The 16,895-nt window shown below is 68.6% G+C and carries 16 protein-coding genes; 9 read left to right on the top strand and 7 right to left on the bottom strand.

Features of this window, described 5'->3' with window-relative positions:
- Positions 1–97: 97 nt before the first annotated feature.
- From ABCU91_RS09655 to ABCU91_RS09645, 3 genes are read right to left on the bottom strand one after another with little or no spacing between them, the layout of a single operon-like run.
- A complete protein-coding gene (locus ABCU91_RS09655; RefSeq protein WP_413353524.1) occupies positions 98–871 on the bottom strand; it encodes a glycerophosphodiester phosphodiesterase family protein in 774 nt (257 codons plus the stop codon).
- Positions 868–1,824, bottom strand: a complete 957-nt coding sequence (locus ABCU91_RS09650; RefSeq protein ID WP_413353523.1) for an SPFH domain-containing protein — start codon at positions 1,822–1,824, stop codon at positions 868–870. Before ABCU91_RS09650 ends, ABCU91_RS09655 begins: the two co-directional genes overlap by 4 nt.
- Positions 1,821–2,291 (bottom strand): NfeD family protein, encoded by a 471-nt coding sequence (locus tag ABCU91_RS09645; RefSeq protein WP_406924211.1) that lies wholly within the window; start codon positions 2,289–2,291, stop codon positions 1,821–1,823. The genes ABCU91_RS09650 and ABCU91_RS09645 overlap by 4 nt, the downstream gene beginning before the upstream one ends.
- A 134-nt stretch (positions 2,292–2,425) precedes the next feature.
- Between ABCU91_RS09645 and ABCU91_RS09640 the strand changes: the two genes are divergently transcribed.
- Positions 2,426–3,187 carry an SDR family oxidoreductase gene (locus ABCU91_RS09640; RefSeq protein WP_406924212.1) on the top strand — a complete coding sequence of 254 codons (762 nt, stop codon included), beginning with the start codon at positions 2,426–2,428 and terminating at the stop codon, positions 3,185–3,187.
- Between the two features lie 13 nt (positions 3,188–3,200).
- Here the strand turns inward: ABCU91_RS09640 and ABCU91_RS09635 are convergent, their stop codons facing one another.
- Positions 3,201–4,133 (bottom strand): AEC family transporter, encoded by a 933-nt coding sequence (locus ABCU91_RS09635; protein ID WP_406924213.1) that lies wholly within the window; start codon positions 4,131–4,133, stop codon positions 3,201–3,203.
- An 85-nt stretch (positions 4,134–4,218) separates the two neighbouring features.
- Here ABCU91_RS09635 and ABCU91_RS09630 point away from each other — a divergent pair, with 85 nt between their 5' ends.
- From ABCU91_RS09630 to ABCU91_RS09620, 3 genes are read left to right on the top strand one after another with little or no spacing between them, the layout of a single operon-like run.
- Complete coding sequence (locus tag ABCU91_RS09630; RefSeq protein WP_406924214.1) at positions 4,219–4,683, top strand: DUF2975 domain-containing protein; 465 nt, start codon at positions 4,219–4,221, stop codon at positions 4,681–4,683.
- Positions 4,683–4,910, top strand: a complete 228-nt coding sequence (locus ABCU91_RS09625; RefSeq protein WP_307469600.1) for a helix-turn-helix domain-containing protein — start codon at positions 4,683–4,685, stop codon at positions 4,908–4,910. Before ABCU91_RS09630 ends, ABCU91_RS09625 begins: the two co-directional genes overlap by 1 nt.
- Positions 4,911–4,934: 24 nt before the next feature.
- Positions 4,935–5,939, top strand: coding sequence for a hypothetical protein (locus tag ABCU91_RS09620; protein WP_413353522.1), 1,005 nt, complete (start codon positions 4,935–4,937; stop codon positions 5,937–5,939).
- Between the two features lie 58 nt (positions 5,940–5,997).
- Here the strand turns inward: ABCU91_RS09620 and ABCU91_RS09615 are convergent, their stop codons facing one another.
- Positions 5,998–7,227: an ROK family protein gene (locus tag ABCU91_RS09615; protein WP_413353521.1), complete on the bottom strand. Its 1,230-nt coding sequence runs from the start codon at positions 7,225–7,227 to the stop codon at positions 5,998–6,000.
- A 187-nt stretch (positions 7,228–7,414) separates the two neighbouring features.
- On the opposite strand from ABCU91_RS09615, the gene ABCU91_RS09610 reads away from it, so the two are divergent.
- Genes ABCU91_RS09610 through ABCU91_RS09590 form a run of 5 tightly spaced genes read left to right on the top strand, consistent with a single transcriptional unit; the run spans position 7,415 to position 13,154 of the window.
- Complete coding sequence (locus ABCU91_RS09610) at positions 7,415–8,659, top strand: ABC transporter substrate-binding protein (protein ID WP_413353520.1); 1,245 nt, start codon at positions 7,415–7,417, stop codon at positions 8,657–8,659.
- Between the two features lie 17 nt (positions 8,660–8,676).
- Complete coding sequence (locus tag ABCU91_RS09605) at positions 8,677–9,663, top strand: carbohydrate ABC transporter permease (protein WP_413353519.1); 987 nt, start codon at positions 8,677–8,679, stop codon at positions 9,661–9,663.
- On the top strand, positions 9,660–10,508 hold the full coding sequence (locus tag ABCU91_RS09600) for a carbohydrate ABC transporter permease (RefSeq protein WP_413353518.1): 849 nt from the start codon (positions 9,660–9,662) through the stop codon (positions 10,506–10,508). Before ABCU91_RS09605 ends, ABCU91_RS09600 begins: the two co-directional genes overlap by 4 nt.
- Positions 10,509–10,539: 31 nt before the next feature.
- Positions 10,540–11,823 carry an ROK family protein gene (locus ABCU91_RS09595; protein WP_413353517.1) on the top strand — a complete coding sequence of 428 codons (1,284 nt, stop codon included), beginning with the start codon at positions 10,540–10,542 and terminating at the stop codon, positions 11,821–11,823.
- A 20-nt stretch (positions 11,824–11,843) separates the two neighbouring features.
- Positions 11,844–13,154, top strand: coding sequence for a glycoside hydrolase family 27 protein (locus ABCU91_RS09590; RefSeq protein ID WP_413353516.1), 1,311 nt, complete (start codon positions 11,844–11,846; stop codon positions 13,152–13,154).
- Positions 13,155–13,166: 12 nt separating this feature from the next.
- Here the strand turns inward: ABCU91_RS09590 and ABCU91_RS09585 are convergent, their stop codons facing one another.
- Together ABCU91_RS09585 and ABCU91_RS09580 are read right to left on the bottom strand one after the other, a co-directional pair.
- Positions 13,167–15,419 (bottom strand): beta-L-arabinofuranosidase domain-containing protein, encoded by a 2,253-nt coding sequence (locus tag ABCU91_RS09585; RefSeq protein WP_413353515.1) that lies wholly within the window; start codon positions 15,417–15,419, stop codon positions 13,167–13,169.
- Positions 15,416–16,885 carry an alpha-N-arabinofuranosidase gene (locus ABCU91_RS09580; protein WP_413353514.1) on the bottom strand — a complete coding sequence of 490 codons (1,470 nt, stop codon included), beginning with the start codon at positions 16,883–16,885 and terminating at the stop codon, positions 15,416–15,418. Before ABCU91_RS09580 ends, ABCU91_RS09585 begins: the two co-directional genes overlap by 4 nt.
- Between the last annotated feature and the right edge of the window lie 10 nt (positions 16,886–16,895).

The raw sequence follows: 16,895 nt of genomic DNA, 5'->3' as shown, positions 1-16,895 counted from the left end.
CTCTCGTCGTCCTCAGGTATAACGAACTCACCTGTGCGGATCATCCGAGAAGTCCTCAATCGATGTGCTATTCACAGCCGATCTCCAGGGCCGCCGACTATAGAACTCGCGCTCGCTCGATGACAGCGAGATCCACCCGGTCGGTGACGATGCCGTCGACGCCCAGGTCGATCAGGCGCCGCATCTCGCCCGGCTCGTTGACCGTCCACACGTGCACTTCCGCGCCGACGCCGTGAGCGACATCCAGCAGGCGGCGCGAGAGGATTCTCACGCCACGGTGGCGTTCCGGGATCTGCAGGGCCTGCACGCCCTCGAGACGTCGCGCAGCGAGCCGGGGGAGTCGGAATGCGAGCGCCGCGAGGACCCCCGCGATGGTGCTCGAACCGGCCGAAGTCGCCGGTTCGCCGCCGCGATCCCGCGCTGCTCGCAGGGCGACCTCTCGCCGCCGGTCCGAGAAGCTCGTCAGGAGCACGCGATCCGACTCGCGAGCGACCAGCGCGCCCACAGGCTGAGCAGCGGCATCCGCTTTCACATCGAGGTTGAAGCGCGCATCCGGGAAGGCTCGCAGGACGTCGGGGAGGATCGCCAGCCCACCTCGGGTGGACATGATGTCGGCCAGCTCTCGGGTGCGAACAGCCGCGACCGGACGAGGATCGCCTGCCACGCGCTGCAGGTCGTCGTCGTGGAAGAGGACGACATCGCCGTCCGCGGTCACGTGGCAGTCGGACTCCAGATACACCGTCCCCGTCGAACGGCCGGCGGCGAGAGCCGCGACCGAGTTCTCGGCGACGTTCTCGGAATCGGGCGGCACGAATCCCCGGTGAGCCAGGATGCGGGGGGTCGACTCACCAAGGAACCACGGATGGGTCATGACGCGGGGGTCGTCCCGTCTGACGGCTTCGCAGTGTGCTTGTCCGTGCCGCCGAACGCCGTGCTGAACGAGTTGAGTGCATTCGTGAACTCGCTCGGGATGATCCAGAGCTTGTTGGAGGAGCTCTCGCTGATCTTCGGCAGCATCTGCAGGTACTGATAGGCGAGGAGCTTCTCGTCCGGGTCGCCCTTGTGGATGGCGTCGAAGACGAACTGGATGGCCTCCGCCTCACCCTCGGCGCGGAGCACCGCGGCCTGCTTGTCACCCTCGGCTCGCAGGATCTCGGCCTGGCGTCGACCCTCCGCCTCGAGGATCTGAGACTGCTTGGAGCCCTCCGCCGTGAGGATCGCGGCGCGGCGGTCGCGCTCCGCCCGCATCTGCTTCTCCATCGAGTCCTGGATCGAGACGGGCGGGTCGATCGCCTTCAGTTCCACGCGCGACACCCGGATGCCCCACTTACCCGTCGCCTCATCGAGGACGACACGCAGTTGCGTGTTGATGTTGTCTCGACTGGTCAGCGCCTCTTCCAGATTGAGGCCACCGACCACGTTGCGGAGGGTGGTCGTCGTGAGCTGCTCGACGGCGCCCAGGTAGTTGTTGATCTCGTACGTGGCCGCGCGGGCGTCGGTGACCTGGAAGTAGACGACGGTGTCGATGGAGACGACGAGGTTGTCCTCGGTGATGACGGGCTGCGGAGGGAAGGAGACGACCTGCTCGCGCATGTCGACGAGCGGCAGCAACCGGTCGATGAAGGGGACGAGGAGGTTGAGTCCGGGGGAGAGGGTCCGCTGATAGCGACCGAGTCGTTCGACCACGCCGGCGTAGGCCTGCGGGATGATGCGGATGGCGCGGAACAGGACGACGACGACGAAGATCGCGACGACGACCAGAAGGACGACGACGAAGATCTGGCCGACGAAGCCGCCGACGTCGACTCTGGCGGGGAGGATCATGCGGGGTTCCCTTCTTCGGGTGCCACCACGACGGTGGCGCCGCGGACGGCGGTGACGGTGACACGCTGACCGGGAGCGACGGATGCCGCGGCGTCCGTCAACCGGGCCGTCCAGGTCTCACCGTTGTCGAGCTTGACCGAGCCGTCGCCGTCCACGAAGACGGAGACGACCCGCGCGGACATGCCCGTCAGGGCGTCGACGTTGGTCGGGATGTGCTGGCTGGAGCGGTGGAGAGCGCGCAGCAGGAGCGGCCGGATCGTGAACAGGAGCAGGGCCGACACGGCCGCGGCGGCGAGGATCTGAAGCCACCAGACGCCTCCCGCGAGGTTGACCCCCAGGCCGCCGATCAGAGTCCCCGACGCGAGCATCAGGAAGGTGAACTCGAGGGTCAGCAGTTCGATGATGACGAAGAGGACCGCGAGCGCCAGCCATCCGATCCACAGGTACTGGATGAGATCCGGGAACATCGTCGGCTCCTTCGGTTGGCGTGTCCTGGCACACTACCAACCGGCTCCGTCGCTCAGGCCCGGCGCGCCAGATTGGTAGGCTCGACGGCGCCCCATCCGCCTCGCATCCGCCGAGCACGTCGCAGGAGAGCCCCATGTCGCAGCCCGTCCCCGCCGCATCCCTGACCGGTAAGACCGCCCTCGTCACCGGGTCGTCCCGGGGAATCGGCGCCGACACGGCGCGCTACCTCGCTCAGGCGGGTGCCAACGTCGTGATCAACTTCCGCAACAAGGCCCCCCGCGCGGAGAAGCTGGCCACGGAGCTGCGGGGACTCGGCGTCGAGGTCCTCACCGTCGGCGCGGACCTCACCGATGCGGCATCCGTGTCGGAGATGTTCGCGGCGATCCAGGAGCGTTTCGGAACCCTCGACATCCTCGTGCTGAACGCCTCCGGCGGCATGGAGGGCGGCATGGCCGAGGATTACGCCCTCACGTTGAACCGCGACGCCCAGGTCGGCGCGCTCGAGGCGGCGCTGCCCTTGATCCCGGCCGGTGGCCGAGTGGTCTTCGTCACGAGCCACCAGGCCCACTTCATCCACACGACGCCGACGATGCCGGAGTACGAGCCCGTCGCACGCTCGAAGCGCGCCGGCGAGGACGCGCTGCGCGAGCGCATCCCCGCACTGACCGAGAAGGGCGTCGAGTTCGTCGTCGTCTCGGGTGACATGATCGAGGGCACCATCACCGCGACGCTGCTGGAGCGTGCGAACCCCGGGGCCATCGCCGAGCGCCGCGAGAGCGCCGGCAAGCTCTACAACGTGTCGGAGTTCGCCGCTGAGGTCGCCCGCGCAGCCGTCGAGCCCGTTCCGGCCGACAACACCCGCCTCATCGGCGACACCGCTTCGTTCGGAGCGTGATCGGCGGCCGGGGTCACACCCCGGGGCTCAGCAGCACGACGACGAGGAACAGCACCGGCACGCATCCGATCGTCGTGAGGAACACCGTGTCGCGCGCGATGGTCTGACCGATCGTGTACCGCTGCGCGTAGTTGAAGACGTTCTGCGCGGTGGGAAGAGCGGCGAGAACGGTCACGACGAGGACCTCGGCAGGGGAGAGCCCGAAGGCGAAGCGCGACAGCGCCCATGCCGCAAGAGGCATGAGTACGAGCTTGAGGCCGGTGGCAAGGAGGATGTCGCGCCGTCGCCCGGGTATGCCGAGCACCCGCTGGCCGTTGAGCGAGATCCCGTAACTGATCAGGAGGACCGGAACAGCGGCTCCCGCGACCAGTTCGAGCGGATCGATGACGATCTGGGGGAGTGGGATGCCGGTCGCCGAGACGATCGTGCCGAGTACCGAGCCGACGACGATCGGATTAGTGATGGTCCGTCGCAGGATGGGCCACGGCCTGCGCCGACCGTCCGTCGTCAACGCCTCGAACATCGCCATGACCACCGGCGTCAGAACGAGAAGCTGGAACAAGATGACGGGGGCCGGATAGGCCGCGCTCCCGAGGAGGTACAGCGAGAGCGGGATGCCGATGTTGTTCGAGTTCACCTGGCCCGCGGACAGCACCCCGATGAGCACTTCACCTGCGGGGCGGCGCCAGACGAACCTCGACACGAGGCCGAAGACGGCGAAAACCGTCACGGCGGCGAGTGCCGACACTGGCAGGAGCGCCGAGAAGAGCGTGGCGACGTCAGCCCGAGCGAGCACGACGAACAGCAGGAACGGACTGAGGACGAAGAAGGTGAGGCGACTGAGAACGTGCGACCCCGTCGGGCCGAGGAGGTCGATCCGCCCGATGATCCACCCGACCAGGATCGCAACCCCGATGACGACGAATCCGGTCAGCACCTCCAGCACGGTTAGAGCCTACGTCTCGGCATCCCTTGTCGCAGAACCGGGGGAGATGTATCGTTTTTCGATAGATGTCCATCGAAAGGCAATCATGACTCGTGCCACGATCCTCACCCTTCGCATCGCGATCGCGTTGTCCCTGGTCGGTTCTCTGGCGATCCAGGTCCTGATCCTGCCCACGGTCTGGCGTGACCTCTCCGACGCCCCGACAGGGTGGCGAGTGGCCTCGGTCACCACCGTCGCCCTGTGGCTCGTCTGCCTGCAGGTGGTCGCGATCTGCGTCTGGCGGCTCGTCTCGATGGCGGCCGACGATGCGGTCTTCTCCGCAGGTGCATTCCGATTCGTGAACGTCGTGATCGGGGCTATTTCGGCGGCGGCGATCCTGACGGCAGGGTTCGCGACGCTCCTGGTGCCGGGTGAGGTCGCGCCCGGGGCGGTCGGGATCATCTACGGAGCCGCCTTGGCCACCGGGGGAGTCGCGCTCGTCGTCGTCGTGATGAAGTCGTTGCTCCGGAAAGCGATCGAGATGCGCTCCGAGCTCGACGAGGTCGTCTGATGCCCATCGTCGTCGACATCGACATCATGCTCGCCCGTCGGAAGATGGCGGTCGGCGATCTGGCTGCGCGCATCGGCATCACCCCGGCGAACCTGGCTGTCTTGAAGAACGGCCGGGCGAAGGCGGTCAGGTTCACGACGCTCGACGCGTTGTGCGAAGCGCTCGAGTGCCAGCCCGGCGATGTGCTGCGCTGGGAGCCCGATTCCGACGCGGACGCCGGTCACTGACGCATATGCCGGTGGGCGGGGCGTATGTCGGTGAGTGAGGTGCGACGGGGGACCGTCGGCATCCGCGTGGCCGCAGCGGTGGTCGCGGTCCTGATCGTCGGCAGCATGACGGCCGTCACCGCGCTGACGACCGCGAACACGACGGTCCTCGTGGGGACGCTCGACTCACCCCAGATCATGGCCGTCCTCGTTCTGGCGGGCGCCGTCGACGCTGTCGTCGTCGCCTTCAGCCTCCGCGGGCAGAGCATCGCAGGACGCGTGGGAGTGGTCCTGACGCGCATGATCCTGTCCGGTGCAGTGGTCGTCGCGGGCGCGGGCGTGTTCCTGGCGACGCTGTCCACCACCGTCGTGTCGACACTCGTCGACGATGACGGGTGCGACACCGGGTACGTCGTCCGGGAGGAGACGCACTGGCTCTCCAGCTCGAGCACGCTCTACCGGATGGATGGGTTCGTCGGCACGCGGGCGGCGACGCTGTCGAACCCCGACGCCGCGATGCCGTTCCACGACGGTGAATACGCGGTGACGACGCAGAACGGAACGCTGCGGGTGTCGTCTGCTTCCGCGGAGGGCGGGCCCGTCGCCGTACCGAAGCTGACGCCACGCGCAGCGGACTGCGGACTGACACGTCCGACGCATCAGGCGGTGCCGCCGGCACCGACCCCGGCGGCGCCGATCACCCTGGACCGTGCCGAGGCCGAGGTGACGGAGATGTACGCGCGGACACGTGCCTCGGTTGCCGGGGATCACGGCCCGGCGGGCGAGACGCCGACTGCGCCGACGCGAACGGAATGCGACAGCTCGACCGCGCGATCATCGGTGACCTTCACGCTCGCAACACCGGACAATGCCGCATCCGTCGCGAGGATCCTCGCGACATGGGATGCGGCCGGCTACGAGCGCGACCGTGCGATCCAGCTCGACATACGATTCGACCCGGAGACGACGGTGTCTCTGCGTCTGGCGGACCGCTCGACGATCGATGGGCTCATCCATGCGACGATCGCCACGGCCTGCCTCGCCCGGTGATGCCTCTTTTCTCGTTCGCCGATAATGCACATTATGTCAACTCGGATTCGAGACCGCCTTACAGCGCGAGCGGGAGACGCGTCGTCGAGAGGCCGACATCGCCCAGGAAGCGCTCGAACGCGAGCGTCGCCATCCCGATGGCGACTGAACTCCCCCGCACCGTCGAGACGCCGAGCTCCACCGGCGCCGTCGCGCCTACCGGCGCCCTCCGTTGCAACTCATGCTTCGTCGGCTCCACTAGATCATCGCCGAGGATCCACGCGGTCCAGCCGGTCAGCATCAGGACTTCAGGATCGATGATCGAGGCCAGGTCGCCGAGGGCGACACCCAGGTAGTGAGCCGTGCGCGTCAGCACCTCGTCGACGACGGGGTCACCCCCGGGCTTGCGGTGCGCGCTCGCCAGTCCGTCGACGAACTCGCGCTGCGGGACGACGGCGAGCGGATGATCCGGCGCGATCTCGCGAAGTGTCACCTGGATGCCGGGGGCACCGACGTACGCCTCGACGCATCCCCGGCGACCGCACCGGCAGGAGCGCCCGTCGAGCATGAGCACGGCGTGACCCCACTCCCCCGCGCTGTGCGTCGCGCCGCGGAGGATCTTGCCTTCCAGGACGATACCGGCGCCGACGCCGGTACCGAGGTTGGCGATCACCATGGACGACGCCGTTCGGCCGCGTCCGAACCAGAGCTCCGCCGTGGCGATCGCCTTCAGCGGGTTCTCGACCACGAGAGGCAGCCCGATGCGCTCGCGCAGCTGCCTGAGGACCTCCACGTTCCGCGCCGCCCATCGAGGCGCGACGGCGTCTGCGGATTCCTCGGCGCTGATGAGGCCGGGAAGAGCGATCCCCGCTCCGAGGACCCGCTCGCGGTCGATGGCCCTCTCGCGCAGCGCCGTGTCGACGGCGCGGACGATGCTCTCGGTCACGCTGCTGGCAGACGGGAGGGACTCGTCCATCGGGACCTCGACGGAGCCGATCTCTTCGAGACTGGCGTCGAACACGATCGCGCGGACGTAGGTCTCGGCCACATCGATGCCGAGGATTCGGCCCCGCTCCCCATTGACGCGGAGCATGGTCGTCGGCCGCCCCGCGCCGAGAGCGGAACTGCCGGCATCCACCACCAGGTCCTCGCCGCGAAGATCCTGGACGATCGTCGCCACCGTCGCGACGCTCAGCCCCGTCGTCTGCGCGAGCTCGTTGCGGGTGGAGGTTCCTGCGGACAGCAGTGCGTGGAGCACGTCGAGTCGCGACTCGCTGCGGATGTCACGTGACGATCTCTTGGCGACCACGGTGTCCTCTCCCCCTGCGCACGCATCGTCCTGCGCGAACGCCTGCATGAATACTGCCAGAGAACACGATTCGGTATCGGGTCTAGACCATCCCTTCTTTTAAGCGTTAGATTAAGGCCGATCGGTGCGACGGCGGACCGATCGGACACCTGAATCGCCGTCACCATCCCGCAGAGAGGCGAGAAGGATGACATCACCCAAGCGACGCAAGATCGCAGTCACAGCAGCAATCCTCGGCGCGTCGGCGCTGTTGATCTCGGGTTGCTCGAGCAACGCCGGCGGAGGCGCAGACGGCCCGGTCTCGCAGTTCTACCACCAGTACGGAGAAGCGGGCGTCCAGGAGGCCGTCAACCGCTGGGCAGACGAGGACAAGGACGCGAAGATCGACGTGCAGTGGGTCGAGGGAGACTACGCGCAGCGCGTCAACGCCCTCCTCGCCTCGGGCAAGGGCATCGATCTCTTCGAATACAACGCGATCAACGTCGAGGCCGCACGCCAGGGCCAGTACGCCGACATGACCGACATCGTCGAGCCGGTCAAGGACCAGATCCTCCCGATCGCCCTCAAGCCCGTGACGATCGACGGCAAGTACTACGGCATCCCGATGATCACGGACGCCCAGCTGTTCATCTACCGCCCGTCCATGTTCGAGGAGGCCGGTGTCGAGGTCCCCCAGACGTGGGACGAGCTCATGGAGGCTGCGAAGAAGCTCACCAACTCGGAGCACAAGGGTCTGTTCCTCGGCAACGACGGCGGCGCGGGCATCCTCGCCGCCAACCTGCCCCCGGCAGCTCCCGGCGGGATCATCGACGACGGCAACACGAAGGTCTCGCTGGAGTCGCCCGAGCTGGCCGAGGCCCTCACCTCCGCCCACGATCTCTACGACTCGGGGTCGCTCCTCATGGGCGCTCCGACCGACTGGTGGGACCCGACGTCCTTCATCGCCGGCGATGTGGCGATGAGCTGGCAGGGCCTCTGGGCCATCCCGGCCATCAAGGAAGCCCTCGGCGATGACGTCGGCGCGTTCGCGGTGCCTGCTCTCGAGGGCGGACAGCCCATCGTCGGCGTGTCGCAGTGGAACCAGATGGTCGCCGGCAAGTCCGGCAAGATCGAGAAGGCCAAGGAGATCGCCAAGAAGCAGTGGGTCGACGACGCCGACTGGCAGATCGAGTTCAGCACCAAGTACGGATTCCACATCCCGCCGCTGAAGGACGCTCGCGAGCAGGCGGAGACCCTCGGCGACGGCATCGCGAAGGACATCGTCGACCTGACCACCGAATACGGCTGGACCGGCGGCCCGTACTACACGCCCGCGATGAGCACAGCGCTCACCGACGCGGTCAACCGCATCGTCGTCGAAGGCGCGGACGCGAAGTCGGAGCTGGCTGCGGCTCAGACCACGATGCAGGGCATGCTGGACGCACTCCAGTGACTCAGCTCAACACTCCGGTGGCCCGGGTCTCAGACCCGGGCCACCGGCCCACTCCCCCGCCCTCCGTGCCGCGTCGCCGGCGTCCGATCCGCGGCACGCGTCGTGCCTTCTGGATCTTCGTCGGCCCCTTCTTCACCGGCCTGCTGATCTTCAGCATCATCGCCCTGTTCTGGGGCTTCTACCTGAGCTTCACCCGCGCCGTCGCGACGATCTCGCCGACCGAGTTCGTGTGGTTCGACAACTACGTCTCGCTCCTGACCGACCCCAGCTTCCTCTCGTCGCTGCTGTCGTTCACCGTGTTCGCGATCCTCGTGGTGCCGACGACGCTCCTGGTCTCGCTCGTCCTCGCGATGCTGGTCGCCAACCTGCCGGTGGCACGCGCCTTCTTCCGCTCCGTGTTCTTCCTCCCGACGGCGTTCTCGTACGTGATCGCCTCGCTCATCTGGAAGCTCGGCATCTTCAGCGGGTCGCCGTCGTCCGTCGCGAACACCGTCCTTTCCTCCGTCGGGCTCCCGCCCATCGACGCGTGGCTGACGCAGTCTCCCTACTACTGGGTCGTCATCGTCACCGTGCGCCTCTGGCTGCAGGTCGGCTTCTACATGCTGCTGTTCATCGCAGGCCTCCAGCGGATCCCCGACACGCTGTACGAAGCCGCCGCCCTCGACGGGCTCTCCCGCGGCCCGCGGCGCTTCTTCGCGATCACGTGGCCCCAGCTCCGGCCCACCACGGCAGCCGTCCTGCTCCTTCTGCTCGTCGCCGCATTCCAGGCCTTCGACGAGTTCTACAACCTCGTGCGGACGATCCCCTCGGCCAGGCCGCCGCTGCTCTACATCTACAACCTGTCATTCCAGCAGCTCGACTACGGGAAGGGGTCCGCCGGTGCGTTCGTCGTCACCGCGGTCGTCGTCCTCGTCGCCCTGCTCCAGTCGCGCTTCTTCGGGTTCGGAGCGGCGGACGAGGCCAAGAAGCCCCGCCGTGGGGCACGGAAGGAGCGCGCCTCATGAGCGTCGTCGGAAACCCGGTGCGACGTCGAGTCGAGCTCTCGCTCCGCTACGCCGTCCTGATCGTCCTCGCGATCGTCTTCCTCCTCCCGCTGTACGTCATGGTGAAGACGGCCGTCTCGCAGCCCGAGGACGTTACCTCCAAGACCTTCGTCTGGTGGCCCGCCGACCCGAACTGGGGGAAGTTCGCCGAGATCTTCGCCGATGAACGATTCGGCCAGTCTCTCGTGACGTCGGCGATCGTGGCCGTCTCGATGACCGTCGGGCAGATCATCATCGGCGCCCTCGCCGGCTACGGTCTCGCCCGCATCCCGAACCGGGCGTCGAAGCCTCTGCTGGCTCTCACGGTCACCATGCTCCTCATCCCCAGCGCCACGACGTTCCTGCCGAACTACCTCATCGTCTCGTGGCTCGGTTGGACGGAGACTCTGCAGGGCATCGTCGTCCCGACGCTGTTCACGGCGTTCAACGTGTTCCTGTTCCGACAGTTCTTCCTGTCATTCCCGAAGGAACTGGAGGAGGCCGGGAAGCTGGACGGACTCGGGTACATCGGCACCTTCCTCCGAGTCGTCCTGCCCAACTCGCTCGCATTCGCCTCGGCTCTCACGGTCCTCGGCTTCCTGGGTGCGTGGAACGCGTTCCTGTGGCCGCTGGTCGTCGCCGGGACCGGCTTCGGCGCGCTCACGGTGCAGGTCTACCTGTCATCGTTCATCACGGCGCAGACCTTCGACTACACCGGTCTGTTCGCCGCAGGGTTCCTCGCCTCCATCCCCGTCCTGCTCGTCTTCATCCTGCTGCAGCGGTGGCTGCTGCGCGGTGTCGCGGAGACGGGCCTCGGGGGCTCCTGAGCCGAGCTCCGGGAAGAAACCTGCGACGAACATGACCCGGACACGGTCCTCGAGTGAGATCCGCGACGCCTCGCGCCGGGAGATCGTCCGCGCGCTCGTCGTGGGCGGCACGGCGACGAGGAACGACCTGGCCCGGTCGACCGGGCTGAGTGCCGCGACCGTCTCGAACCTCGTCACCGAACTGCGCGAGGCCGGACTGATCGCGGATGCCGGCACCGACAACGCCGGAACGGGCCGGCCGACGACGGTCCTCCGCATCGACGGCGAGGGAGGCTCCTTCCTCGGGATCGATGTCGCGGAGACCTACATCCGCGCGGTCGTCTTCGATGCCGCCCTCACCGAGATCGGCGCGGCGGACGTAGATGTCGACGAAGCCTGGTCCTCCGTCGATCGTGTCGCCGAGGCGCTCGTGAGGGCGGTCGACCAGGCGCTGGTTCGGGGCGGGCGGCATCGCGACGACATCCTCGGCGTCGGCCTCGGCCTCCCCGGGATCGTGTCGATGGACCCCCGCGGCTCGGCATCCCCCCAGGGGTGGGCGGCGCAGATCCGCGAACTCGAGCATCGCGTGCGGCCCCACCTGCCGAATCCCGTGGTGACGGCCAACCCGCTGCAGGCGGTCGGGCACTCGGAGATCTGGTTCGGCACCGCACGGGGCCGCTCGAGCGCGGTCGTCGTCAACCTCGGCACGGGAGTGGGCGCGGGCATCATCGTCGAGGGGCGCGTCCTGCGGGGCGCGACCAGCACCGCCGGTGAGTGGGGCCACACGGTGCTCGAACTCGACGGGCGCATGTGCCGTTGCGGCCGCCGGGGATGTGTCGAAGCGTATGTGGGGGTTCCCGGCATCCGTCACACGCTCCGCGATGTGGATGCCGCGCATCCGCTCCTGCGTCTGCATCAGCGGGACTTCATCCGCGGCCTCCGGAACGCGGTCGACGACCCGGCCGTGTCCCAGACTCTCACGCACACCGCGCGGTACCTCGGGATCGCGCTGTCCGACATCGTCGCCGTCCTGAATCCGGAGGTCCTGACGCTCACGGGGTGGACGGCCTGGGCCCTGGGCGACGCCCTCCTGCCAGGTGCGCGCGCCGCTCTGGCGGAGCGCGCACCTGAGCTGACCGCGTCCCGCCTCGACCTGGGCGTCTCGCCCGTACGCATCAACAGCGTCGCGACCGGCATGGCGGTCCTCGCGTTCGAGAACCATCTCGACTCCCGGGCCCTGGCGCGCCGCTCGCGGCCGCGAACCGACCCGATCATCTCAGCCGATACGCTGACGCCGCCGTCTCTTCCGCAGACCCCGCAGCCGATCGCCGGCTGATCACGACCGACAGGAGCCTCATGGTCCTCGCGCGCCCCGAACGTCCGCCGATGGGATGGAACAGCTGGGATTGCTTCGGCACGACGGCGACCGAAGCCGAGGTGCTCGCCAATGCCCGGTTCATGGCGGACCACCTGCGGGACGCCGGGTGGGACACCATTGTCATCGACGCGGACTGGGCCGACCCCGACGCGCGCGCCCACGGCTACAACGACGACGCCCGTCTGCACCTGGACCCGCACGGCCGGCTCCTGCCCGACCCCGTCCGCTTCCCGTCCTCGGCGGGGGGCGCCGGGTTCGCGCCGCTCGCCAAACAGGTCCACGCCCTGGGCCTTCGGCTCGGCCTGCACGTCATGCGCGGCATCCCCCGTCGCGCCCTCGCAGAGGGAATGCTCCTGCACGGGACGTCGACACCGCTGTCGGACATCGCCGACCCGGCGAATGATTGCGAGTGGAACCCCCATTTCGTCGGCATCGACCATGGACATCCGGATGCCGCGGCTTACTACCGCTCGACGGTCGCCCTCTACGACTCCTGGGGTATCGACCTGATCAAGGCCGACGACATGCTGTGGCCCTACCAGGAGCGCGACATCACGGCCTACAGCGAGGCGGTGCACGCGGCCGAGCGGGAGATCGTCCTCAGTCTGTCGCCCGGACGCGACCTGTCGGCGGCGCACCTGGAGCATCTGTCGGAGCACGCGAGCATGTGGCGCATCTGCGACGACGTCTGGGACCGCTGGGAGGACGTCCTCGACAACCTCAGCCGCATGGCGCGGTGGGCCCCCCACGCCCGTCGCGGCGCGTGGCCGGATGCCGACATGCTGCCGCTCGGTCGCATCGGGATCCGCGCCGAACGCGGCGAGCCGCGGGACGACGCGCTCACCGCCGCCCAGCGGCGAAGCCTGCTGACGCTGTGGACGATCGCGCGCTCACCGCTCATGTTCGGTGGAGACCTCCCGAGCACCGACCCCGCGACCATCGAGCTTCTCCGCAACCCCGCGCTCGCGGACCTGTTGGCGCGAGCCGATCGGAGCGCCGAGATCCGCCGCGAGCACGGCCTCGTCCTGTGGCAGGCCACGGGTGGGGGAACGACGTGGATCGCCGCGGTGAACACGACGGACGACGACCTCACGGCGACGCTCGACACCCGCGATCTCGGACTGGGAGCCGAGCCGGCGACCATCGTGGACGTATGGACGGGGCGACGGGTGCCGGCGCGACCTGGACGCACGGGATCGACGACGACGCGGGGTGTCGCGCCCGACTCGCACGCGATCGATCTGACACTCCTGCCGCACGAGAGCGTCTTCTGGCGACACGACCGCTGAGGCGCACGGAGGTCACACGGCCGGCGCGCTCATCAGCCGTGCTTCGGTGAGGCGCGGCGTGCCCGCCTCTGCCCCGGAGACCGTGATCGACCATCGCGCGCGGCCGTCGGCGTACCCGGAGAGGTCGATCTCGATGGCATCCTGATCCCGCGTCGGCGCTACCCGCACATCGGCCGCCACGTCATCGTCGATCCGGACGACGAGGCGCCGAGGCGACGTATCGCCGAGCCAGCCGATACGCATCGTCGCCGCGGCGCCACCCCAGTCCTGAAGGACGAAGGTCGACTCCGCCCCGAACCGTCGCCAATGCGACCCCTCGTCGTAGCCCGACTCCGAGTCGGCGAGGGCGAGAGCATGATCGGACTCGGGCTGCTGCTGCCCGAAGGTCACGACGTCGATCGTCCGCGCATCCACCGCGTCCGCGCGGGCATCCTCCGCCGCGAGGTCCGCGCGGCGACCGTCGGCGTCCCCGTCCCGGGCATAGGGGAACGCGAGGATGTAGCGGTCGTCGTGGAGTGAGGCGAACGGTTCCAGGACGACCTCGCGACGGGTCGCGGATGCCGGCAGGATCACGGTTCCCTCAACGGTGCGGCGCGCGGCCGTCAGGTCCTCCGGCGTGAGGACGGGTGCGTCAGCCAGGGGCAGGAGCGCTCCCCGGGCGATGTGTCCCATGCGGGCGTCGGTCGCCAGCGGGTCGACCGGCGGACCCGCGAGGCGCTCCGCGAGCACGCGCGGCCCGTCGACGAGCGAGACCCAGCCGGAACCGTCCGGCGCCTCCGTGCTGCGGATGATGGGCGGAAACACGAGACGAACCGTCGTTCGACCGTGCCACTGGCGATCGATGCGCAGCCATCCGTCAGGTCCCGGCCCGAGAACGGCACCCGCGATGTGCGCTTCGACCCGTTCGGCATCCACTCCCTCGGGCATCCGGACTCTGACGACGAACGCGCCCGGGTTCGGCACGGTGACGTGCAGGAGCGCGTCGTCGCCGAACGGGCGTTCCGTCTCGATCTCGACGACCGCGTCGCCCCACTGGACGCGCGACCCGAGCAGCATGTTCACGTCGAGCTGTCCCGGACCGGTCGAGAACGCAGACGCAGCGAATCGAGCGGGTGCTTCGAGGCCGGTACCCATGCAGCACCAGAACCCCGTCTCCGATCGGGAGTACACCCGGTGATGGCCGGGGCGGTGCGAGGTGAAGTAGACGATTCCGCCGTGATCGGGATGCTGCATCGAGAGGATGTGTGCGCTCAGCGCCCGCTCGATGTAGGCCAGATGCTCGACCCTTCCATCGAGCCGGTACAGCTCGCGCGCGAGTTCGACCATGTTCACGGTGTTGCAGGTCTCAGGGCCCTCACGGGCCGTGAACATGCTCGACCAGTCGTCGCGAGGCGGGAAGTGTTCGCGCACGCTGTTGCCACCGATCACCGTCGTGCGGTGCTGCGTCACGCTCTCCCAGAAGGCGCGCCCCGCCGCGGCGAACTCGTCGCCACGGCCTTGTCGCGCGAGGACCGCGTGACCCACGACGAGCGGGATCTGCGCGTTCGCGTGCAACCCGTCGAGCGGATCCCGGCCGGCGGCGAGCGGCTCCCACAGCGCCCGCACCGCAAGGCGCGCGGCCAGCGTCGCGGCATCCTCATCGCCGGTGTGGTCCGCCCACCGGGCGAGGGAAGCCGCCAGACCGCCGGATTCGGTCCGGAGGATGAGGTCGACGTCGGCGTCGCTGATGGGGGCGAAGACACGGATCCACCACGCGACGAACTCCGTCGCGATCGTCCGGCCGAGCGCTGATTCCGCGTACACCGTCGCATCGATGACCCCGGTCAGCACCTTGTGGAGGTTGTACAGCGGAACCCAGCGTCCGTCGAGGTCGAAGGTCTGCGGCTCGATCCGGCCGCCTTCGATGTCGTGCCACAGCGCGACACCGTCGGGAACCCCGCCGATGTACCCCGTTCCGAGCGTCACCTGGCACTCACGGAGACCGGTGAGCAGCAGCTCCATTCGATCGCGCGCCGGTGCGGAGCCGCCGGCAGCATGAGCGGACAGGGCGCTCAGGACGTGCCCGAGCGTGTGCCCGTCGAGGCCCTCCGTCTCCCACCCGCCGTACCCGGCGCCGGTGGGCACGCCCGACTCGCGTCGGTAGGGCGCCAGCAGTCGGTCCGGATCGAGCTCCAGGGCCGTCCGCAGGGCGCGCTGCTGCGCGCGCGCGAACGGCCCCGACGTCAGCGTGACGGCGCCGAGCGGCAGCGGCTCGGCTCCCGTCATCCCGCGGTCCGCACCCGGGCGGTGACGATGCTCCGCGGCGGCAGCGGGAGCCGGAGGTCGCTCCCCTCGACGACGGTCCCGGCGAAGTCCGTCGGGGCGACGGCATCCGGCTCGTCGAAGGTGTTGTGGGCGGATGCCGGCGCATGCAGGATCCGTGCGCTCACCACCTCGCCGACGCGCTCGGGCAGCCGCAGGGTCAGGTCGGCATCGGCCTCCAGGTCCCAGTTGACGGCGCTGACGGTGTAGACGCCGTCCTTGACGCTCACGGTGTGGTCGAGGTGCGCGCCGCCGCGACCGTTCGCGCGTCCGCCGTCGTCGACGGTCTCGACGAAGTCGGCATCCTGATGGTCGACGTACATCCCGAACGCGTGGAACGTGGGGGTCTTCAGCATGCGCGCTCCGTCGGTGAGGAGCATCGCCTGGAGGACGTTCACCATCTGCGCGATGTTCGTCATCCGCACGCGGGCGGCGTGCCGGTGGAAGATGTGGAAGTTGACGGCTGCCACGATCGCGTCGCGCATCGTGTTCTGCTGGAACAGGAACCCGGGGTTGGTTCCCTGCTCGACGTCGTACCAGGTGCCCCACTCGTCGACGAAGAGTCCGACGCGACGCGACGGGTCGTGCCGGTCCATGATCTCGCCGTGACGCCGCAGGAGCGTGTCCATCGCGCGGGTGCGGTGGATGGTGTCGTACCAGGCGGCATCGTCGAAGCTCAATGCGGCGCCCTTCACGTCCCACTCCCCCGTCGGCAGCGTGTAGTAATGCAGGCTCAGCGCGTCCATGTGGCCGGCCGCGCGCGCCATGAGCACCTCCGTCCACTCGTAATCGTCGGCGTTCGCGCCGCACGCGACCTTGGCGACGTGGCTGTCGCCGTAGTCGCGCACGAAGGTCTGGTACTGGCGGTAGAGGTTCGCGTAATGCAGCGGGAGCATGTTGCCGCCGCACCCCCAGCTCTCGTTGCCGACACCGAAGAACTGCAGCTTCCAGGGCTGCTCGCGGCCGTGCGCGCGACGGAGCTCGGCCATCGGGGTGTGCTGATCGAGGGTCATGTACTCGACCCAGTCCTGCATCTCGGCGACCGACCCGCTGCCGACGTTGCCGTTCACATAGGCTTCGGCGTCGAGCTGGTGCAGCAGTTCGAAGTACTCGTGCGTGCCGAACGTGTTCGGGTCGACGACGCCGCCCCAGTGCGTGTTGACCATCGCGCGGCGCTGCTCGCTCGGGCCCACGCCGCCCAACCAGTGGTACTCGTCCGCGAAGCAGCCCCCCGGCCACCGCACGACGGGGACCTTGATCTCGCGGAGGGCTGCGATCGCGTCCACCCGAAGGCCGTTCTTGTGCGGGATCTCGTTCTGCTCGCCGACCCACAGGCCCTCGTAGATGCCGCGTCCGAGGTGCTCGGCGAACTGGCCGTAGATCCTGCGGTCGATGCGGTGGGCGCGGGTGGTGGCGGTGATGAGGCTCATGCGGTTCTCT

Source organism: Microbacterium phoenicis (assembly GCF_047302325.1).
Taxonomy (GTDB): Bacteria; Actinomycetota; Actinomycetes; order Actinomycetales; family Microbacteriaceae; genus Microbacterium.
Note: the sequence above shows the minus strand (reverse complement) of the source record. Positions and strands in the feature narration are given on the sequence as shown.